Source organism: Candidatus Methanoperedens sp., assembly GCA_012026795.1.
Classification (GTDB): Archaea; Halobacteriota; Methanosarcinia; order Methanosarcinales; family Methanoperedenaceae; genus Methanoperedens.
The window spans coordinates 23,638-43,242 of sequence record VEPM01000013.1 but is presented as its reverse complement, the minus strand read 5'-3'; the positions used below and the strand labels follow the sequence as shown (position 1 = coordinate 43,242).

The 19,605-nt window shown below is 41.8% G+C and carries 24 protein-coding genes and 1 other RNA gene; 19 read left to right on the top strand and 6 right to left on the bottom strand.

All coding sequences use genetic code 11. The features are described from left to right. Positions 1 to 132: 132 nt before the first annotated feature. Together FIB07_07465 and FIB07_07460 are read left to right on the top strand one after the other, a co-directional pair. On the top strand, positions 133 to 237 hold the full coding sequence (locus FIB07_07465; protein NJD52691.1) for a hypothetical protein: 105 nt from the start codon (positions 133 to 135) through the stop codon (positions 235 to 237). Between the two features lie 102 nt (positions 238 to 339). Continuing rightward, positions 340 to 1,080 (top strand): IS200/IS605 family element transposase accessory protein TnpB, encoded by a 741-nt coding sequence (locus FIB07_07460; protein NJD52690.1) that lies wholly within the window; start codon positions 340 to 342, stop codon positions 1,078 to 1,080. Positions 1,081 to 1,125: 45 nt separating this feature from the next. On the opposite strand, the gene FIB07_07455 is transcribed toward FIB07_07460, so the two are convergent. Then, positions 1,126 to 2,064, bottom strand: a complete 939-nt coding sequence (locus FIB07_07455; protein NJD52689.1) for an alpha/beta hydrolase — start codon at positions 2,062 to 2,064, stop codon at positions 1,126 to 1,128. Between the two features lie 127 nt (positions 2,065 to 2,191). On the opposite strand from FIB07_07455, the gene FIB07_07450 reads away from it, so the two are divergent. Then, positions 2,192 to 3,148 carry an SDR family oxidoreductase gene (locus FIB07_07450; GenBank protein NJD52688.1) on the top strand — a complete coding sequence of 319 codons (957 nt, stop codon included), beginning with the start codon at positions 2,192 to 2,194 and terminating at the stop codon, positions 3,146 to 3,148. Between the two features lie 35 nt (positions 3,149 to 3,183). On the opposite strand, the gene mobB is transcribed toward FIB07_07450, so the two are convergent. The 5 genes from mobB to FIB07_07425 all read right to left on the bottom strand — a co-directional run bounded on the left by mobB (position 3,184) and on the right by FIB07_07425 (position 6,391). After that, positions 3,184 to 3,636 carry a molybdopterin-guanine dinucleotide biosynthesis protein B gene (mobB, locus tag FIB07_07445; protein NJD52687.1) on the bottom strand — a complete coding sequence of 151 codons (453 nt, stop codon included), beginning with the start codon at positions 3,634 to 3,636 and terminating at the stop codon, positions 3,184 to 3,186. Positions 3,637 to 3,644: 8 nt separating this feature from the next. After that, the gene (gene fdhD / locus FIB07_07440; protein ID NJD52686.1) at positions 3,645 to 4,397 is read right to left on the bottom strand and encodes a formate dehydrogenase accessory sulfurtransferase FdhD; all 753 of its coding nucleotides are present in this window, start codon (positions 4,395 to 4,397) and stop codon (positions 3,645 to 3,647) included. A gap of 43 nt (positions 4,398 to 4,440) precedes the next feature. Further along, positions 4,441 to 5,055 carry a molybdenum cofactor guanylyltransferase gene (locus FIB07_07435; GenBank protein ID NJD52685.1) on the bottom strand — a complete coding sequence of 205 codons (615 nt, stop codon included), beginning with the start codon at positions 5,053 to 5,055 and terminating at the stop codon, positions 4,441 to 4,443. A 4-nt stretch (positions 5,056 to 5,059) separates the two neighbouring features. Beyond that, positions 5,060 to 5,746 (bottom strand): JAB domain-containing protein, encoded by a 687-nt coding sequence (locus FIB07_07430; GenBank protein NJD52684.1) that lies wholly within the window; start codon positions 5,744 to 5,746, stop codon positions 5,060 to 5,062. 279 nt (positions 5,747 to 6,025) lie between these two features. After that, positions 6,026 to 6,391 carry a hypothetical protein gene (locus FIB07_07425; GenBank protein NJD52683.1) on the bottom strand — a complete coding sequence of 122 codons (366 nt, stop codon included), beginning with the start codon at positions 6,389 to 6,391 and terminating at the stop codon, positions 6,026 to 6,028. 117 nt (positions 6,392 to 6,508) lie between these two features. Here FIB07_07425 and FIB07_07420 point away from each other — a divergent pair, with 117 nt between their 5' ends. From FIB07_07420 to FIB07_07345, 16 genes are all read left to right on the top strand, one after another. Further along, positions 6,509 to 6,967 (top strand): Lrp/AsnC family transcriptional regulator, encoded by a 459-nt coding sequence (locus FIB07_07420; protein NJD52682.1) that lies wholly within the window; start codon positions 6,509 to 6,511, stop codon positions 6,965 to 6,967. Continuing rightward, a complete protein-coding gene (locus FIB07_07415; protein ID NJD52681.1) occupies positions 6,964 to 7,599 on the top strand; it encodes a bifunctional precorrin-2 dehydrogenase/sirohydrochlorin ferrochelatase in 636 nt (211 codons plus the stop codon). The genes FIB07_07420 and FIB07_07415 overlap by 4 nt, the downstream gene beginning before the upstream one ends. 55 nt (positions 7,600 to 7,654) lie before the next feature. Then, the gene (locus FIB07_07410; GenBank protein ID NJD52680.1) at positions 7,655 to 8,908 is read left to right on the top strand and encodes a glutamyl-tRNA reductase; all 1,254 of its coding nucleotides are present in this window, start codon (positions 7,655 to 7,657) and stop codon (positions 8,906 to 8,908) included. Between the two features lie 3 nt (positions 8,909 to 8,911). Continuing rightward, entirely contained in the window at positions 8,912 to 9,931 is a 1,020-nt protein-coding gene (locus tag FIB07_07405; GenBank protein NJD52679.1) for an HlyC/CorC family transporter, read from the top strand. Positions 9,932 to 9,983: 52 nt separating this feature from the next. Further along, on the top strand, positions 9,984 to 10,163 hold the full coding sequence (locus FIB07_07400) for a hypothetical protein (GenBank protein NJD52678.1): 180 nt from the start codon (positions 9,984 to 9,986) through the stop codon (positions 10,161 to 10,163). Between the two features lie 125 nt (positions 10,164 to 10,288). After that, positions 10,289 to 11,185 carry a phosphatase PAP2 family protein gene (locus tag FIB07_07395; GenBank protein ID NJD52677.1) on the top strand — a complete coding sequence of 299 codons (897 nt, stop codon included), beginning with the start codon at positions 10,289 to 10,291 and terminating at the stop codon, positions 11,183 to 11,185. 115 nt (positions 11,186 to 11,300) lie between these two features. Further along, a complete protein-coding gene (locus FIB07_07390; protein ID NJD52676.1) occupies positions 11,301 to 12,098 on the top strand; it encodes a fructose-bisphosphate aldolase in 798 nt (265 codons plus the stop codon). Then, positions 12,095 to 13,228 carry a 3-dehydroquinate synthase II gene (locus tag FIB07_07385; protein NJD52675.1) on the top strand — a complete coding sequence of 378 codons (1,134 nt, stop codon included), beginning with the start codon at positions 12,095 to 12,097 and terminating at the stop codon, positions 13,226 to 13,228. Before FIB07_07390 ends, FIB07_07385 begins: the two co-directional genes overlap by 4 nt. A gap of 275 nt (positions 13,229 to 13,503) precedes the next feature. After that, entirely contained in the window at positions 13,504 to 14,364 is an 861-nt protein-coding gene (locus FIB07_07380) for a coiled-coil protein (GenBank protein NJD52674.1), read from the top strand. Between the two features lie 27 nt (positions 14,365 to 14,391). Further along, entirely contained in the window at positions 14,392 to 15,060 is a 669-nt protein-coding gene (locus tag FIB07_07375) for a phosphoribosyltransferase (GenBank protein NJD52673.1), read from the top strand. Positions 15,061 to 15,071: 11 nt separating this feature from the next. Next, the gene (locus FIB07_07370) at positions 15,072 to 15,347 is read left to right on the top strand and encodes an acylphosphatase (GenBank protein NJD52672.1); all 276 of its coding nucleotides are present in this window, start codon (positions 15,072 to 15,074) and stop codon (positions 15,345 to 15,347) included. A 30-nt stretch (positions 15,348 to 15,377) separates the two neighbouring features. Further along, an RNA gene (gene rnpB, locus FIB07_07365) (RNase P RNA component) lies at positions 15,378 to 15,704 on the top strand. 243 nt (positions 15,705 to 15,947) lie between these two features. Then, complete coding sequence (locus tag FIB07_07360; GenBank protein ID NJD52671.1) at positions 15,948 to 16,130, top strand: hypothetical protein; 183 nt, start codon at positions 15,948 to 15,950, stop codon at positions 16,128 to 16,130. After that, positions 16,127 to 18,733, top strand: a complete 2,607-nt coding sequence (locus FIB07_07355; protein ID NJD52670.1) for a tetratricopeptide repeat protein — start codon at positions 16,127 to 16,129, stop codon at positions 18,731 to 18,733. Before FIB07_07360 ends, FIB07_07355 begins: the two co-directional genes overlap by 4 nt. A gap of 236 nt (positions 18,734 to 18,969) precedes the next feature. After that, positions 18,970 to 19,224, top strand: coding sequence for a hypothetical protein (locus FIB07_07350; protein NJD52669.1), 255 nt, complete (start codon positions 18,970 to 18,972; stop codon positions 19,222 to 19,224). After that, positions 19,211 to 19,555, top strand: coding sequence for a type II toxin-antitoxin system PemK/MazF family toxin (locus FIB07_07345; protein ID NJD52668.1), 345 nt, complete (start codon positions 19,211 to 19,213; stop codon positions 19,553 to 19,555). The genes FIB07_07350 and FIB07_07345 overlap by 14 nt, the downstream gene beginning before the upstream one ends. Positions 19,556 to 19,605 lie beyond the last annotated feature (50 nt).

The window sequence follows — 19,605 nt, the reverse complement described above, 5'->3', positions numbered from 1 at the left end:
AGAGTTGAGATGAATCGTACCCCTTGAAATTGTAATACCTAACCCAAAAAAGTATTTGTTCAGAATAAGATTTAAGGGTTAGGCATACTGATATATAGTATCAAAGACATATAAAGATTGTTCAGAGTAAGTATGAAGAAAACGTTTCAATTCAGAATATACCCTACTAAAAACCAAGAAGTAACCCTGAATAGAACACTTTCTACATGCAGACACCTCTATAATGATTCTCTATAAGAACGAAAGAGGCAAGCAGAACTTAACGAACTGGAAAGAACATTTAGTATAACTCCCTGGGGAAAACTATAATGGTTAAATTATTATGATCAGGCTAATAGCCTGTCAGGATCAAAGACAGACTTCCAGAAAAATGTATTCTCCCAAGTTCTCCAAAATGTCCTGAAACGGGTGGACAGAAGTTTCAAGAATTTCTTTAATGGCTTCGGTTATCCTCGATTTCAGGGAAGGAATAGGTATAATAGTTTCACATATCCACAATCCGGCTTTGGATTTAAAGACGGGAAACCCAACCTATCGAAAATCGGAGCTATCAAGATCATATTACATCGAGCAATCGAAGGAACGATCAAGACCTGTACGATCAAGAAGGATATTGACCAATGGTATGTTACTTTTTCCTGTGAAATCGATATACCCGTAATACCTGTTGAGATCAAGACCAAAACAGGAATTGATGTCGGATTGAGTTCCATAGTAACAATGAGCAATGGGACACAGATAGAACCACCTGAATTTCTAAGAGCATCTGAAAAAAGACTATCAAGGGAACAGATACATCTATCAAAAAAGAAACTTCGTTCAAAGAACCGGGATAATCAGAGAATCATAGTAGCAAAAGTACATCGAAGAATCAGGAATCAAAGGAAGGATTTCAATCAAAAATTAAGTAAAAATCTTGTTAAGAAATATGATCATATTGTATTTGAGGATTTACAAGTACAAAACATGTTACAGAATCATCATCTTGCTAAATCCATATACGATGCAGGATGGTCACAGTTAATTAATTTAACAAAGTCCAAAGCAGAAATTTCAAGCCTGCCTGAGCAATCTCAATAAAGAAGCAATGAAGCAGGAAGCTCCCCAGCTTTAGCGGGGAGCAGTTCACTCCTTGAACATACTCTTTAATTCATTCTCCAGCGGCTCTTTCATTCCTTCGCTGTATCCGTGGGTTCCGGTGGTTACAGTGTAAAACTGCTTTGGCTCGTTAGCTTTCTCAAATGTCTTCCGGGCAAGCTGTACAGGAATGATTGTGTCATTTACAGAATGGATCATCACAAATTTTCTTGGGGGAATAAACCCAAGATAGGTTCCAGGATCAATTGAGCGAAAGAATCTTATGATATTCTCATCCCTGATATCATTAATTTGTGACTCGATGTCATAACCGCTTGTGCTGATCCCGATCACCCCGGAAATTCCAGGGTCAATTGCCGTTGCAATTATCGCAAAGCGCCCTCCATTGCTTTCACCCACGATTGCTATCCTATCAGGGTCGATCGACGGCTCCTGCCTTAACACATCCACAGCCCGCAGAGCATCAAATACCATTTTATGTTCTACAGGTTCTAATTCCTTTTTCCAGAGACCATAATCATAATTCGTATCCACCCCACCACGGTTTCGCTGCTCGATACCGATGTTTGCATATCCCATACTGGAAAAAATATCGGCAAGAGTTTGTGTTCCTTCCTTCGGGACAGTTGCTCCGGGCAGGATCACAACTCCTGGTACTTTTTTTCCTGCAACAGGAATGCGAAGGAGTCCTTCGACATTATAATCCTTGCTCGAGAAAGAAATGTTTTTGAGAATATAATCAGGTCCTGGTTCGGTTTCCAGGATTTTGACATCAACCTTGCCCCTGTTTTCAGGATACGAGAGAATTCCTTTATCACTCACAGCCCATTTATCGCTTCCCTGCGGGATAAAATAATAAACCAGGACAAGAAGTATGAATATACCGATTACAACATAAATACTTGAAATAACAGAAGATTTCTTTTCGGCTTTCTTTAATTTAGTATTCCTTTTTTTTGAACTCATTTTCTATCCTCATATTTTTTCAGGCAATTACTGAGAGCATACGCATATTAATATTATTCTACTATGTTCAGATCCAAACAGTTTCAAAGATTATATATAAATAATATCCACTCCATCTTTAACAGCAATGAAATGTCTTGTAACAGGTGGAGCCGGGTTCATCGGTTCACATATCATCCGGCATTTGCTTGAATGCGGATATGAAACAATCTGCCTTGATAATTTTGACCCGACCTATGATATCAATACCAAGAAAGGAAATATTTCTCCTTTTTTAGAAAATAATAACTTTGAATTGATAGAAGGGGATGTCAGGAACAGGGAATTGCTGGAAAAAGCAATAACAGGCATTGATTACATTTTCCATGAAGCTGCTCTTGTTTCTGTTGTTGAGAGCATGAAAGATCCTGCCAGGACAATTGAGATCAATACTATAGGCACATTCAATATCCTGGAGGCAGCCATATCCGGAAATGTCAAAAAAGTGATCCTTGCATCATCGGCAGCAGTTTATGGTGACTCGCCGTTGCTTCCCAAAAAAGAGAGTATGATCCCTGTTCCAAAATCTCCTTATGCCATTTCAAAGCTTGATTGTGAATATGCTGCAAGAATATATTTTGAAGAATATGGATTAAAAACCACTTCCTTGCGCTATTTTAACGTTTACGGCCCCAGACAGGACCCGACATCGCCATATGCTGCTGCAATCCCCATATTTTTACAAAGGGCTTTGAAGAATCAGGAAATCCGGATTTATGGTGATGGAATGCAGACGCGTGATTTTGTTTTTGTCAATGATGTTGTTCATGCAAATGAATTAGTGATGTCAAAGGGAGACGGGAAGACATTTAATGTTGCTAATGGCATTGCCACTTCAATTAATGAAATAGCAGAAAAGATTATAAAGCAAACAGGATCAAAATCAACTATCATACATGAAAAAGAAAGAAGCGGGGATATCAAGCATAGCGTTGCTGATATTACAGAAATAAGTAAGATCGGGTTTAAACCGGAATATGATATGAATAAAGGTCTGAAGAACACGATCGAGTGGTATAGAAATCAGAAATCGCTGAATTGTTGATCTGTTAAACCTTAAATGAACCTGAATAATATATATTATTTTGACTCTGTACGATCCAGGAATTCAAGCACTTTTTCTATAATAATATCCATATCGTTGATTTTTTCATCCGTAACCGCTATAACCCTGCATCCGCGTTCGAAAATTGTTGCATCCCTCTCTTTTTCCACTACGATTATCCGTGGCTTATCGGATTGAGTGAACCCGTCTGCCAGAACAACATCCGTGTCGCCAAAATAGTTTTTACAAATCTCATCAATATCAGTCGTGACATTTTCATTTTTGATAAGTGCAAATTTCACAGATGAGGATATAGCAACAGTATCAGCCCCGGCCAGGGCATATTTCCATGTATCCTTGCCCTCAACATCCATTTCAAAATCACCATGTTTGTGATATTTTAAGGTGCCTACCCGCAGACCCCGGACTTTCAATTCTTTTATCAATTCTTCCATTAACCTTGTTTTTCCGGTTTTGCTGCTTCCCACGATACAAATTACAGGTGGAATAAAAGCCTCCCATAGTGTGAAAAAACTGACATTTTATCATTCGAAACAAAACAAACAAGGCAAACACCGGTCTGAAGGGCAGCATCAATGCCTGAATTAAGCGGTGCGGTTTTTGTGGCAACAAGGGGAATCCCGGCCCTTGCGGCTTTTAATATCATTCCTGCAGACTGGCGTCCGGTTGATATGATGAAATGCTCCCTTACATCAATCCCATTCATATATGCATATCCTACGACCTTGTCAAAAGCGTTATGTCTTCCCACATCTATCGCTTTTGCCACGCATTCACCCCTGGCATTCATAAGGCAGGCTGCATGTGTCCCCCGCGTTTCCCTGTATATATCAGATTCCAGGAATCTGAGACTTTTCCCAATTATATCCATGCTGAATTTTGCATCGGAATTAACGGAGATATTTTCATTTTCTTCCCATCGTACACCAACGCAGCCCGATGACCTTAATTCACGCCAGATTTCAATATGCTCGTTCTCTTCTATTGCGGCATATATCCTGTTCCCGTCCATTTTAAAATCTTTTATGCTATCCGGATCTTTTACAAGTCCTTCGCATATAAGATACCCGATAGCAAGCTCTTTTATCATTTCAGGTGTAGCAAGTATTGAGGCGATCGGAATTTTATTTATGAAAATCTCAATCGTACTCTCTATAGCTACTGTATGGATTTTTTCATGCTGTACACCGCATTTCAGATCAAGTGCAGGATAATTTTTCGTATACATTGCTAAGATTATTTATTTGGTTAAGATGATATATTTTAGTAAGTTAAGAGGATAAATTTTTAATTATATCCATCTCTTCTGGGGTATTGATATTGATAAATGTTCTTAAATTCGTGTCGATTTTCCTGATATCTTCCATTTCCACATAATTGACCTTTAATTTTCGAATCGGAGCAAGAACTATTTTCTCTCCCTTCCTGATAGCTTTATTTGTCTCAAATATCATGGGTTTGCATTTATAGACAGAATGCAGGGGTTCAAGAAAACCATCTTCCCAGCGCGGGATGGCTGCATCGTGATTCTCACAGGACTTAAAAAGCAGCTTTATTACATTTTCATTTATAAAAGGCATGTCGCATGCAGCGATAAAACAAAATTCATCTTTGCAAATCGTAAGCCCTGAAAGTATTCCCGCAAGAGGACCTGTGTTTTCATATTCATCAAATGCGTAAGTGTATCCTGGCAACACTGAATCCAGCATTTTTCCCTGTGCTTTATCACGAACGGAAATTATAATGCTGTCAACAGCCTTTTCAAGGCTCTCGATAACATAGCTGATAAGGGGTTTACCATTAATGGCCATAAGAGCCTTTTCCCGGTAACCCATACGTTTTCCTTTTCCTCCGGCAAGGATAATTGCAGAATATGCCATATTCATTTCCCTATATATGCCCGGCTTCTTTCATGCTGAAATGCCTTCCATCCCCGATTATCACATGGTCAAGAAGAGTGATCCCCATTATATTCCCGGTCTCAACGAGTTTCTTTGTAATTTCAATGTCCTCCCGGCTTGGCGTCGGATCCCCGGACGGATGATTATGAACCACAATTATATGCGCTGCGGATTCTGCCAGTGCAAGCTTGAAAACCTCTCTTGGATGAACGATATTGGCATTTAAAGAACCTATCGAAATAGTCTCCTCTTTGATGATCTGGTTCTTTGTATCAAGACAAATTTCGATGAAAAGTTCCTTTTTTTGCTCCCTTATTTTTGGATATATCCGCCTGTAAACATCTTCAGGGGAGTTGATCTTTTGCTTGTCCTCATCTTTGAAAGATTCCAGGCGCCGAGCGATCTCAAAACAGGCTGCGATCTGTGCAGCCTTACTTTCCTTGATCCCATGGACTTTCATCAATTGCTTTAAATTGATCTGTGAGAGCTGTTTAATGTTATATTCCTTTAAAATTCTCTGGGATAGGTTTATGACGTTTTCCTGCTTTGAACCTGTCCTCAATATTATTGCAAGAAGTTCCGAATCACTCAATGCCGAAGCGCCATTCTTTATGAGCCGCTCGCGTGGTCTTTCGTCCTTTGGCAGATCATGGATCCTTATTTTGTATTCCTGCATGGCCCGTATAATTATTTTCATACTTCTAAAATCTTCCCGAACAAGGGTCAAACAACAGAACTATATTAAGAATCTCACATATTGGGTATGGAGAAAGAATATGGAAGATATAGAAATGGTTCTCGAGATTGACGGGAAAAAAATACCTATGAATGATTTTGTTAAAAAAATCCTGTGCGGGATGTTCAAAGGCTCAATTGAAACCCTTCGCGGGGTTGGTGATGATTGGAAGAACATAAATATCAGGATGAACAGATGATGCAATCAGAAATTTATTGATCATTTAACAATTTCGTTTGATTTTCGAACAGTTCCAAATATAATATACACAAAAGTTATCATTATTAAAATAAGAACCAATCCAAAAATCCGTTGTAAATCTTTAATAAAGGAATAATCCAGTGAAAAAAAATGTGGCACATATATTAAAGATACATGTAAGATTAATATAAAGGCAAATGCTGCAAACAAAATAAAAGCCTTTTTAATTTCATTATATTTTAAGAAAATTCTTGACCTGATCACATCAGGATCTTTCCTACATAAATATATTACTATATAAATCAATAGAAAAAAAGTAATAACCGCTATTGGCAAAACAAGCACCTCATTTATTACTTCTAAAACGTTTTTAATATCTATCATATTAAAGTATCTACATTTACATATTCAGTTGATTTATTTCCTATCCATACACGTAAGCAATGAACATAACAATGAACATATATATGAATATTTCTAAAATAACTCATCTGATATAACATGGACAAAATTGATTTGAAATTATTAAAAACGATCCAGGATGGAATTCCAATTGTATCCGAACCCTTCAAGCATATTGCAAAAGAAGTCGGGCTTTCTGAAACAGATGTTATTGAGCGTGTACACAACATGACAAAAGAAGGTGTCATAAGACGTTTTGGCGCTTCGATCGGACACAGGGCAATAGGAATAACGGCTAATGCCATGTGCACCTGGAATGTTCCTGATGAAAAAGTGGAAGAACTTGGAGCCATAATGGCAGGCTTTCCGGAAGTTACACATTGTTATGAAAGACCCAGATATTCAGATTGGAAATATAACCTTTTTACCATGGTACATGCATACTCGCGCGAGGAATGTGAAAAAATAGCAAAAGAGATCTCTCTTGCTACGGGCATAAAGGATTACAGCATACTTTTCAGCGAAAGGGAGTTCAAAAAAACAGGCGTGAGGCTATGAGTGATTTTTTACCTCTTATGCTTGACCTTAAGGAAAAAGAGGTCATAATTTTTGGAGGTGGAGAAGTAGGTGAGCGGAAAGCATCTCTTTTTTGTGAACATGCTATAGTGACTGTCATAAGCAAGGAATTTACATCAGGATTGAATAGATTTTATGAGCTGGGAAAGATAAAATCGATAAAAGTTAAAGATATTACCGAAAAAGACATTCTCTCTTACCTGAAAAAAGCCTTTATTGTAATTCCGGCTACCAATGACGCTGTATTTAATGAGAGAATAGCAAAAATCGCAAGAGATGAGGGAAAATTTGTAAATCGTGTGGATGATATCGGAGATATTATAGTCCCGTCAGTTATCAGGCGGGGCGATATTGTGATAGGTATTTCCACAGCAGGCCAGAGTCCTGCCCTTTCAAAATATATTCGCCAAAAAGTAGAAGAAGTGATAACACCTGAATTTGCACAAATGTCAGGGCTTCAAAATGAAATCAGGGAAATATTGAAATCCTCTGTGGATGACCGGAAAAAACGCAAAGAGATCTTATGGAATATAATTAATGATGATGTTGTTTGGAAAGGATTTGAAGAATCATATCAAAAAGCATTTATTGCTGCATCAAAGCATATAAGGTAAAAATTGCTGCATCAAAGCATATATGTTAAAACGAACATAAAAACAGGGACAATCAATGACCGAAATATCAAGCATGCTTATCACTCATACCAAAGCGACCATTGTGGAAATGGAAAGCGCATGGCATGGAGGCATAGACCAGCTTCTGGTACATCTTAAATCACATGAACTTGTAGAGGAATGCGCCGTACTTAAAACCTGTAACCGTGTCGAAGTTTATGTTGTTTCGCCAAAAGGAAGCAAAGTACTTTTTGAATTTGCAAAACACATGAAAGTTTCTTCAAGGATCATTGATTTCCTAGACCATGAAGAATCACTCCGGCATCTTTTGCGCCTGACTTCAGGTCTTGAATCGATGATCGTGGGTGAAGACCAGATCCTCGGGCAGGTAAAAGAATTGTTCCAGATGGCAAAGAAGGCAGGGGCCGTTGGAAAGGTCCTTGATACTGCGTTCAATAAGTCGATACAGGTTGGAAAGCGTACCCGGAATGAGACCGGGATAAACAAAGGTTCGGTATCTATTGGTTCGGCAGCAGTGGAACTGGCTGAAAAGGAGTTAGGCGGGCTTGACGGAAAAACAGTAATGGTAATAGGTGCAGGAGAGATGGGAACACTTGTTGCAAAAGCGCTTGCTAATAAGGATATTAAGGTTATTTACGTGGCTAACAGGACATTTGATAAAGCAAAGGCCCTGGCGTGTGAATTACAGGGTGAAGCCGTGCCGTATGAGGAAATGGAAGAATATATTCCCAGATCCGATGTTGTAATAAGCGCTACGAAGGCACCTCATTTTGTTTTAACACAGGAAATAATGTCAAGACTACTGGAAAAACGAAAAAAGAGTATCATGCTGGTAGACATTGGCAACCCCAGGAATATCGAAAGCAGTTCAGGCGACCTGCCGGGTGTGAGCCTTTATAATATCGACAGTTTAAGAAGCATCAGCGACGCAAACCTTGATAAACGAAGGGCTGAAGCAAAAAAAGCTGAGCTCATTATTGAAGAAGAACTTGCTCTTCTTAAACGACAGTATAAGCGTCAGATGGCGGACAGCATCATTTCGGCACTTTATTCTAAAGTTGAAAAAATTCGGGAACAAGAGCGGGAAGCTGCAATAAATAAACTTAAGTCAAGACATACGATCGGGGATATAGAGCGTGAAGTCCTGGATGATATGACAAATTCTTTTGCCAAACAGATCCTTGCAGAACCAACAAAGATCCTCAGGAATGCAGCGGAACATGACGATGAAAGATTTTTGGATACGGTTTCAGAGTTATTTAAATTAAATGGAAAAAAGGTCAAATAACTGATGGATTTCCCGTTAGCAATTGAAATTTTTATTATATCGATATTGGTTGTACTATCTGCTTTTTTTTCCGGTTCAGAGACAGCACTTATCTCAATAAATAAAATACGGATCAGGCATCTTGCAGATACGGGGAATAAAAATGCAACAGTAATATTAGAATTGCTTGAAAATCCTGAACAGTTCCTTACCGCGATCCTGATCGGCAACAATATCGTCAACATCAGCGCTTCAGTGCTGGCAGCAGACGCAGCGCTTCATACCTTTGGAAACAGTGGTATCGCAATAGCTACAGCAGTCATGACTATGTTCATTCTTGTTTTCGGGGAAGTTTTTCCTAAAACTCTTGCTTCAAGACATCCCGAATCGATAGCATTGCATGTAGCAAAACCCATACGAACGGTGATATTTATCTTAAGCCCGCTTGTCTGGGTTTTAACCGAATCCATAAACTTCCTGATCGTACGCTTTGGCGGAAAGGAACGTGTGCAGCATCCCTTCGTCACAGAAGAAAAAATTAAAATGATGCTAAGAGTCGGGGAAAAGGAAGGGACGATCGAAAAACACGAAAGGGAGATAATACACAATGTTTTTGAATTATCTGACACAAAAGCAACAGGAGTGATGACTCCGCTTGAAAAAATAGTGTGCATTGAGGAATCAAATACCCTCGATACTGCGCTTGCTTTAATTAATGAATCCGGCCATTCAAGGATACCTGTTTATAAAGAAACGCTTGATAATATCACAGGGATGGTTTATGCAAAAGATTTCCTGAAGTTCAATGATCATGAGCTGAGCTGGATAAAAATTCGTCAGGTTTTGCGCCCGACCCTGGTCGTAAGAGGCGGGCGCAAAATTTATCCGATCATGAAAGAACTTCAGCAAAAGAAAATGAATATTTCAGTAGTAGTGGACGATAATGGGAGGGTTATCGGATTAGTATCCATTGAAGATATACTGGAAGAACTTGTTGGAGAAATTTTCGATGAGTATGACGTTGAAACGGGGAAAGGTTTATGAATAAACGGAAGTATTCTGAAGCCAAACTAAATCATTGGAGGATATAAATTTCATGGGAAAAACAGGTATAACAAAATGGGGCAGAGTCAAAGGACGAAAAGGGAACATAATAATGGTCCCCGAAGCCGAACTCACCCACAAACGCCCCGGCCCGATGCAGCGATATACTTCTGAAGGCGCAAAGCGCAAGAAGATAGCACGCTCACCAAAAGCTATTGTAAAAGGATCATAAATAATAATCAGTATGAACGCAGATACCAATCTGTGTTTATCCGCGTTCTGCGGTTAATATCATTTGAATATAAGGATTGTATATGCGGATTACTTTTCTGAATCCATCTATTCTGGTTTAAAGATATGGATTCAGGCCCTGTCCAATTCCTTTTCAACGAAAATATCAATATATTTTTTCGCGATATTGGCACTCCTTTACTGGATATATTATTCAAGATTATAACTAATGCAGGCAGTGAGACTGTATATATATTTCTTGCATCGCTCATCTTCTGGTGCCTTAACAAAAAAACAGGCATCAGGGCAATGTATTTAATTATGTTTTCTGCATACACGGCGCTAATTGCCAAGAGCCTGTTCAGTATGCCAAGACCTCCTGACTACCTTCATAAAGTTACAGAAAATAATTTTGGATTCCCCAGCGGTCATGCGCAGGTTTCATCGGGTTTCTGGGGTTACCTGGGAATCCGAAGCAAGAAAAAACGGATCATCATGGTCGGCGCTGTTATGGTAATCCTTGTTTCATTGTCGCGGTTATATCTTGGCGTCCATTATCCGGGCGATGTGACCGGGGGTATTATTTTTGGTCTCATGGTCGCATTTATTTCACACAAAGGAGAGCCGAAAATGCTCAAAATAATTAATGAACAAAGTCTCAATTCAAAATATCTTATTGCTTTGTTTCTCCCGTTAATACTTATTTTAGCAGCATCTTTGCAGGGAAGTCTTTTGGAACAACAGATCGAATTGGGGCTTGTAATGGCTTCTATAGGAGTAGGTTATTTATTGGAGGAGGAAAAGATCGGATTTAAAGATGCGAAAAATAAGGAACAGAAGGTTAGGAGGGCATCTATTGGCATTTTATTTTTGGGCTCGATTTACTTAATTTCATGGATATTATCCTTAACATTTCCTGTTTTTGCATATGTAAAATATGTTGCACTTGGATTTTCATCAGTTTTTTTTGTCCCCTGGGTATTTGTGAAGATGGAAGAACAGAAGAGACTTTTCTACAGATAGCGATCAATTCTTTTGGTATCTTTCATTGACAAACCAAAATCGTTAAATTTATATATCGTCATTACCATGTTAGTGTGTCACATACTAACATAAAATTGATTAAAAGGTGATTATAATGTCAGAAATTGGTAAGAAAATAAGACTTGAACGCATCATGGACAGGGAAAGCAGGAACATGGTAATAATTCCTATGGACCATGGGATTTCCATGGGACCGATAACCGGAATTGTAAATCTTGCGGAAATGGTGAACAAAGTTGCAGACGGGGGTGCAAACGCGGTCCTTTTACAAAAAGGGATGGCAAAACACGGCCACCGCGGCTACGGACGGGATATCGGCCTGATCATTCATATGAGCGCATCCACGGCGCTTGGGCCTGACCCCAATGACAAGGTACAGGTGTGCACAGTAGAAGAAGCGATCAAAATGGGAGCAGATGCGGTAAGCGTTCATATTAACATTGGTTCTGAAACAGAAGCCGACCAGCTGCAAAAACTTGGCTCGGTCTCAGAGCAGTGCGATGCCTGGGGGATGCCCCTGATAGCGATGATGTATCCGCGCGGAAAAGGCATAAAGAACTCAAATGACCCTGAACTTGTTGCCCATGTGGCAAGAGCTGGCGCTGAATTGGGTGCGGATATCATAAAAACAAATTATACAGGCGATGTTGACACGTTCAGGGCTGTAGTGGAAGGTTGTCCTGCGCCGGTCGTTATGGCAGGAGGCCCGAAGACCAATACTGATGAGGAGTTCCTCGAAATGGTCCGCGGAGCAATTGATGCAGGCGGGCGCGGTGTTGCGATAGGACGTAATGTATTCCAGCACGAAAATCCAACAACAATGACCCGTGCACTGACACTTGTGGTTCATAAAGGCCTGAGTGTGGAAGATGCCATGGAGGCTGTGCGGTGAAAAAAGCCAAATCAGTGTGGATAAAAGCAGACGCAAGTTCCTGGGAAGAGAATAAGCCTCGCATCACCACTGGCCTTGAATCCGGGGCTGACGCTGTATTTTTGAATGCAGACGATATTTCGAAAGTCCGGGAACTGGGAAATATCAAGATCGCTGCGCCGTCTGAAGAGGCCGACATAGTGATCGTTGGTAAAGGGAGCGAAGGTGATGGAACAACCAAACTTCCCTCAGACTATGCAGATTCCGGGGATATTGCACAGGCTCAGCATTTAACGAGAGAAGGCAAAACAGTGGCAGGTTACGTGGTAATCAAGAACAAGAAATATGAGCAATTCGCGGTCGAGCTTGGGAAATCATGTGATTACCTTGTTGTGATCGGAACGGACTGGAAAGTCATTCCTCTTGAGAACCTGATCGCTGGTTTGCAGAAACTTGATGTTGAGATAATAGCAGGCGTACAGAATGCAGAAGAAGCAAAACTTGCCCTTGAAACGCTTGAACATGGCTCGGATGGAGTGCTTCTTGATACTGATAATCTTTCCGAGATAAAGAAAGTTACAGCTGTCAGGGACAGGTCGGGAATGGAAAATATCCCCCTGGTTAAAGCCACTGTGACCAGAGTGAAACCCGTCGGAATGGGTGACAGGGTATGCGTGGATACCGCCTCCCTGATGGTACCTGGTGAAGGAATGCTCATTGGTTCGCAAAGCAACGGATTATTTCTTGTGCATTCGGAATCCGAGGAAAGCCCGTATGTAGCAGCGCGCCCGTTCAGGGTCAATGCAGGTGCTGTGCATGCTTATATCAGGGTTGGAGAAAAGACTCGCTACCTCTCGGAGCTTGCATCGGGTGATGAGGTCCTGATAGTGGATTCGAAGGGCGAAACACGTCCTGCTGTCGTGGGAAGGGTCAAGATAGAGCGCCGCCCGCTGATGCTTGTGGAAGCAGAGGTTGAAGGGACAAGGATTAAGACGCTGCTTCAGAATGCTGAGACCATAAAGCTTGTAGGAAGCGATGGGAAACCCGTTCCCGTGACCGCGCTTAAAGAAGGCGATGAGGTTATGGTTTATTTTGAGGCGACAGCGAGGCATTTCGGGATAAAGATAGAGGAAACGATTATTGAGAAGTGAGTTTTATTTCACTTCCTGGTTTCTTTTTTCCCTGCCGAAAAGGTTAAAAGGAATGTGATAGCATGAGGAGAAATCATTCACTCATAATGCAGTGATTTGGAGTTCATCTCCGGACATAATTATTTTGAAGATTCAAAATATTAATCTGGCAACAATGCCCACAATCATTGTATAAATGTGATGAGCCGCAAGGCTGTTCCGGGTTATCCGGGACATGTATCGTGCATGATGAAATGCATAATCCCCAACGGTTGTTGGAAAAGGAGGACTATAGGTTGCTAAATGAATTACAGGGTAGAAAAGGTGACTTAAAAGACAAGTCGGAAGAGTATAAGGAAAAAAGAAATGAATTCAATCTTGAAGCGAGTAAATGTGCTGCGAAAAGGAATGATTTAAACAAACGCACAAAAGAGCTTATTGAAGAGGCACAACAACTTAAAAAGTTGCGTGATGAGAATAACGAACAGGTTGCCCAATCCAAACTCAAGCGCGACGAATTAAATGATCAAGCTAATAAAATTTACGCGGAAATCGATAAGATCCGCAAAGGCCTCAATCTCGGTGACGGCCCTTCACTTAAAGAATTAAAAAAACAGATCGACGGGCTGGAATTCAGGCAGCAGACCGAGGTAATGACACCTGCAAAGGAACGGGAACTTGTTGATAGTATAACAAAACTGACAGATGAGCTCAAGCACAAAAAACAGCAGCTTGAAGGCAATACCGAATTAAAGACCTTACTTGAACAGGCCCAGGCTCTTCGCGATGAAGCATTGGTGCATCATAACAAAGTCAAGGAATTTGCTGATGCAGCACAGCAGTATCATGATAAGATGATCGTGATATTCAAGGAAGCTGATACAATAAGAGCAGAATCTGATGCCGCACATAAGGAATTTGTGAAAGCCCAGGAAGCTGCTGATGAACAGCACAGGTTGTTCATCCAGACCCAGAAAGAAATCCGGGAGATCAATAAAGTGATCATCGGATTAAAGAGGAAGACAAAAGAAGGTAAGGACGAATCCATACGAGAGCAGGCCAAGAAGGAAGCTGAAGAGGTATATGCCCAGTTCAAACTTGGTGAGAAACTGAATACCGAGGATTTGATGCTACTGCAAAGATCGGGACTCCTGTAGATCCCATTCTCTTTCTTTTTTATATTAATGGATAATTCTATTAAATGTTATACCGTAAGCTGGGATAAAGCTTACAGGCTTGCAAGAACGCTTGCACATAAAATAATTGAATCAGGATATAATCCTGATATTATTATAGGGGTCGCAAGAGGTGGGCTTGTTCCAGCGCGTATGATATGCGATTTTCTTTTGCTGGACGACCTTGCATCAATAAGGACAGAACACTGGGGAATCGCTTCAAAACATGAGACTGCAAGGATAAAATTCTCGCTTCCTAAAGAAACGGATATCTCCGGGAAAAATGTACTTATTGTGGATGATGTTGCAGATACAGGGGATAGTTTTTCTGTAATATTGGATTACCTGAAACAAAAAAATCCCATGGAAATCAGGACTGCGGTTCTCCATTATAAAACCAGTTCAACTGTAGTTCCGGATTATTGGGGCAAAGAACTTGATGAATGGAACTGGATAATATATCCATGGGCTTTTTATGAAGACCTGGCCGGATTCGTTCAAGAATTACTGGCTAAACCAGCAACCAATGAAGAGATCAAAAAAGGTCTTCTGGACAATTTTAATATAACAATTTCAAGAAAAGATCTTCTTGAAATGCTGAATGATTTTCACAAAATGAGATATATCAAAAAAAGTGGAAAAAACAAAAAGATATTATGGGAAAAAGTAGAACCTTAAAAGGATAAATAATGAATTCCAGGGCTCATGTTTTTATTTCGGGGAAGGTTCAGGGTGTGTTCTTCAGGTCAAGCACTAAGGACATGGCGAATAAATTAGGTCTTTACGGCTGGGTCAGGAACCTTGCTGACGGGCGCGTGGAAGCTGTTTTTGAAGGTGAAAAGGACGCAATTGAAAAAATGCTGGAGTGGTGCAGGGAAGGTCCGCAATATGCAAAAGTGACAGGCATAGAAGTCATCCGGGAACAATTCAAGGGAGATTCCAAAGAGTTTTTGCTGCGTCGGTAATTATAAACCATGCCTCACCAATTATAGGGTGAGAGAGGAAGAGCGGCCGCCGGCAGCTTGTCTGCTGAGGAAAGTCCCCTCACCATCTGGACCGCGGACATGCGCAAGCATGTAGGGTGAGAATCCTGGCTCTGGAACAGAAACGATACCGCAGCGCTTTTAATGCGATGATTCCGAAAGGATGATGGTCTTTGCGTATGCGGATGGAACGGCGAATCCACGCGGGTGCAAGCCGAAATAGGGCATTAAAGGGCAGTCCAGACCTGTCCGAGTACGGCGCATAGCTGAATGCCGCAAAAGCGCTACAGGGGCACTCGCCCCTTGCACTGAACATAAAGGGGCTTACTCTCCTCACTCATCTAAAATCGTATTCTGCCGATCCTGTTAATCATGTCAAATGGCAGGTATTTAATCATTTTAGGTTGTTTTTTGCTAGAAAATACAATAAGAAATAGTAAACTTTTTTTTCAAAACCAAAAGTAGGCGCTCATCAAAGTATTTATATGATAACACAAACAACAATTGCGTTATCAACAAACATGAATGCGTTCATAATCAGGATGTAGTGGTTATTGTGGATTTAAAAAATGGAGGTTGCAGGTGGAAAAGAATGTATTGACAAAACCCACGATATTCATAAGCTACAGCCATAAAGACGAGTCATGGAAAGACCGTATTGTGACGCATCTCGGAGTGCTGGCGCAGGAAGGCCTTCTCGATACATGGGATGACCGTCGCATCGGTGCAGGTGAGGACGGAAAAATGAGATTGAAGATGCCTTGAAAAAAGCCAGTGCGGCTGTGCTTCTGGTTTCGGCAGATTTTCTCACCTCAAAATTCATATTGGGCGAAGAAGTGCCAAAGCTACTTGAGCGGAGGGAAAAAGAAGGACTCCGGATTTTTCCAGTAATCATCAGACCATGTTCCTGGAAACAGGTCAAATGGTTATCCCGAATGAATCTTCGTCCCAGAGATGGAAAACCGCTCATGGGAGGAAACGAGTTCCAGATCGAAACCGACCTGGCAGCGATCGCCGAGGAAATTGCAGGCATCGTTGGGCATGCAACAGAAATATCTAAAGAAGGCAGATATCTGCCATTACCCCCTGAGAGAATATCCCTCGCCAAGCTCCCCTCCACAAATCCTGAACTATTTGGACGCGAAAAAGAACTGAAGCTCCTTGATGACGCCTGGGTGAATCCGAAAACGAACATCGTATGTTTCGTAGCGTGGGGCGGCGTGGGAAAGACCGCCCTTGTCAACTCATGGCTTGGCAGGATGAGGGCAGAGAATTTCCGCGGCGCAGAGCGCGTGTTCGGCTGGTCTTTTTATAGCCAGGGTGCATCGGAAGGAAAACAGGCATCAGCTGACGTGTTCATCGCATCTGCCCTGAGATGGTTCGGCGACCCTGAGCCTGAAAAAGGAACCCCCTGGGAAAAGGGTGAGCGGCTGGCAGAGTATGTGAAGAAGCAGAAGACTTTGCTCATCCTGGATGGGATTGAGCCGCTGCAGGCGCCTTCACATGAGCCAGGCAAGATCAAAGATCCGGCTCTTTCGACCCTCGTGCGCGAGCTTGCTCACGATAATCCCGGCCTGTGTATCATAACCACACGTATGGATGTGGATGACATCAAGGATTTCATTGGGAATGCAGTGGAAAACCAGCACCTTGAACATCTCTCTGATGAAGCGGGAATGGAGCTTCTCAAACATCTGGATGTGAAGGGAACTGATGATGAGATAAAGCAGGCAGTCCGTGACTTTGGGGGTCATGCTCTTGCGCTCACCCTGCTTGGCACCTACCTTTCAAAGGTCTATAAAGGCGATGTTCGAAAGCGCGACAGGATCGCGAAACTGACAAAAGAGGAAAAGTATGGGGGTCGTGCAATTCAGGTGATGGAGTCGTATGAGGTATGGTTTAAAGGTAAGCCAGAACTTGACATCCTGCGTTTGATGGGGCTTTTTGACAGTCCTGCTGAAGGAGGAGCCATTGAAGTATTGAGAGCCGACCCACCCATCAAAGGACTGACATCTCAGCTTAAGAAGCTGTCCGATGATGACTGGTGTTTTGCGCTGGATAATCTCAGGAAGGCAGGTCTTCTTGCCAGGGAAGACCCGAATGAGCCGGATACTCTGGACTGCCACCCTCTGATACGCGAGCACTTCGGCGAGAAGCTCAAAAATAGCCCTGAATCATGGAAAGAGGCGCATGGCAGGCTGTACGAGTACTACAAAACTCAGTCAAAGGAGTATCCGGATACCATCGAAGAAATGCTACCACTTTATAAGGCAGTGGCGCACGGATGTAGGGGGGGTAGGAACCAGAAGGCGTTTAAAGAAGTATTCAGGAAGAGAATTCAAAGAAACGAAGCCTTTAGCTGGAGAAAACTTGGCATATTTGGCGCGGACCTGTCTGCATTATCGGGATTATTTGATGAACCATGGAGCTTGCCTGCGGCAGAGCTTAAAGAGGATAGTAAAGCCTTTATTCTGAATGAAGTAGGGTTGGATCTCCGTGCACTGGGCAGATTGAAAGAAGCGACACAACCCATGAAAGCGGGTCTGGATGCCTATATTGCACAAGAGAACTTAAAGTCTGCTGCAAGAACTGCCTCCAACCTCAGTGAACTCTTTCTTACCATGGGCGATCTTGCTCAGGCTCTTGATCACGCAAAGCAGAGCGTTGAATTCGCAGACAAAAGCGGTGATGCCTTTGAGCGAATGGGCACTCGGACGACATTAGCAAATACCCTGCACCAGGCAGGCACCCTGGCAGAAGCAGAGACTCTTTTCCAGGAGGCTGAGAAGATACAAAAGAAAGACCAGCCTGAGTACCCGCTTCTTTACTCGTTGCAGGGGTTTCAGTACTGCGATCTACTGCTTGGCAGGGGTAAATATAAGGAGGTTCTGAGCCGGGCTGAGCAGACGCTGCAATGGGCAAAAACTGGAGGTGGATCGCTTCTATCTGTCGCTCTTGAACATCTCTCACTAGGAAGAGTACATCTCCTTCAAGCCTTGCACGAGGGCACAGGCGATCTCTCAAAGGCATCAGAGCACTTGAATCAGGCTGTGAACTGGTTGCATAGGGCAGGGACGCAACACCATATCCCCCGCGGTCTTCTGGCACGATCAAAGCTTTATATTGCACAGAAAGATTTCAAAAAATCCCGCCACGACCTTGACGAAGCCATGACCATCGCAGAGCGCGGAGAGATGGGCTTGCATAAGGCTGACTGCCGCTTGGGATATACACGGCTATACCTTGCCCTGGGGGAAAAGAAGAAGGCGCGGGAGGAGATGGCGATTGCTAAAGAGATGATCGGGAAAATGGGGTATCACAGGCGGGATGGAGAAGTGAAGGAACTGGATGGACGGCTGAAACTGTAGCAAATTTTATGTGATAGCATAGATGTGATAGCATAGAATAGACGTGCATTAACACTTTTATCAACATCAAAGTTCAGGCGCTGGGATTTGCGACCCCGGCGGAAGCGCCGCCGCTGGCGAAGGTTTACGAAATCTCATCGAATAAATATCAGAAGAAAGTTATAAGTTATTTGGAAACTATGGTTTCTTGAAAATAGGTTGATAGAATTAACATAAAATAGAGGAAGGAAACAGTTTTGGAAAGTGCATTTAAAGCTATTGAAACCACAGGAACGGTAGATAAGAATCATCATCTTTCCTTAGATGAGCCACTACCTTTTGCTGGCCCGGCAAAGGTTCGTGTCATCATACTTATGGCTGAGGAAGAAGACATAAATGAGAAGGAATGGTTGTATGCAGCAGCAAAAGATCCATCGTTTGATTTTTTGAAAGAACCGGAAGAAGACATCTATTCATTGACTGATGGAAAGCCATTCCATGACGAAAGATAAAATAGTTCTTGTCCCTTTTCCATTTGATGATTTATCGGCTGAGAAAGTGCGACCCGCCGTATGCCTGACTGATCCAATTGGACAGCATCGCCATGTTATTCTAGCATTTGTCACAAGTAATACAAATCAGGAATTTCTCGAAACAGATGTTATGCTGGATAGTAATGATAAGAATTTCAATGTAACTGGTTTGCGTGTATCATCAGCACTGCGATTACACCGCCTTATGACAGTTACTACTTCATTGATACGCAGAGAGTTGGGTGAATTAACACCAGAAATGAAAAAACAAGTTGTTGAGAAACTGCGAAAACTATTTGGATTGAATTGAAATCCACCTATTCTGGTATGCTCCCAATATGAAGAAAAAACGTAGCGTGT